This window comes from Aeromonas media, from assembly GCF_000819985.1.
In the GTDB taxonomy this organism is placed as follows: Bacteria; Pseudomonadota; Gammaproteobacteria; order Enterobacterales; family Aeromonadaceae; genus Aeromonas; species Aeromonas media.
This window is the reverse complement of sequence record NZ_CDBZ01000165.1, coordinates 2,558-3,481: the sequence shown is the minus strand read 5'-3', so window position 1 is coordinate 3,481 and position 924 is coordinate 2,558. Positions and strand designations below refer to the sequence as shown.

The 924-nt window shown below is 63.6% G+C and carries 2 protein-coding genes; one reads left to right on the top strand and one right to left on the bottom strand.

Annotated elements, in window-relative coordinates; all coding sequences use genetic code 11:
- Window positions 1-491: ADP compounds hydrolase NudE (gene nudE / locus BN1127_RS14380; RefSeq protein WP_042649920.1), on the bottom strand; the 491-nt coding region annotated here is incomplete at its 3' end.
- 146 nt (window positions 492-637) lie between these two features.
- On the opposite strand from nudE, the gene BN1127_RS14375 reads away from it, so the two are divergent.
- Window positions 638-924: HAD family hydrolase (locus BN1127_RS14375; RefSeq protein ID WP_042649923.1), on the top strand; the 287-nt coding region annotated here is incomplete at its 3' end.

Sequence of the window (924 nt, the reverse complement as noted above, 5' to 3'; positions counted from 1 at the left end):
ACCTCGAGGGGCTCGGGCTCGTCGCCCACCCGCTGCTCGGGGTAGAGATCCCGCGCCAGCAGTATGTCCATCCAGCTGGAAAAATAGCCGGGGGCCAGGGAGACCTGCTTGAGGGGGATTAGGTCACGGGCCCCGAAGCCCGCCTCCTCCATCAGCTCCCGGTTGCCCGCCTCGAAGGCATCTTCGCCCGGATCGATCAGCCCCTTGGGGAAGCCCAGCTCGTAGGAGTGAGTGCCCGCCGCGTATTCGCGCACCAGCAGCAGGGTGTGGGCATCGAACAGGGGCACCACCATGACGGCACCCCGGTTGCCCCCGCGCATCCGCTCGTAGACCCGCTCCTCCCCGTTGCTGAATTTCAGGTGCAGGGATTCCACCTTGAACAGCCGACTCTCGGCCACCAGCTCGGCCTTGATGATCTCCGGCTTGCGCTTGTCGTGGGCCATGGCCTCGACGCGGACGTGTTCGGGTTTGCACTTGTGGGGGTCACTCATCTGGGCTGACTGCTCGTTAAAAAAGAGTGCTTCAAGAGTAAACGACTCCCCGGGGGAACACCACGGGGCAAGGGCCGGAAAGGTGCCTGAAAAATCCGTTATAATGCCCCCCGTTTTCCCCACCCAGTCCGACACAAAGAGGCCCCATGCCCACCCCACTGCCCTGGCACCAGATAGACACAGTTCTGCTCGACATGGATGGCACCCTGATCGACCTTCATTTTGACAGCCACCTCTGGCAACAGCTGGTGCCCGAGCGCTACGCCGCGCGCCTCGGCCTGCCGCTGGCCGACGCCAAGGCGCAGATCGATGCCCACTATCAGGCCATCAGCGGTACCCTCGACTGGTACTGCGTCGATTACTGGAGCCGAACGCTCGGGCTCGACATCCGCGCCCTCAAGCAGGAGATACTGGACAAGATCCAGTGGCGGCC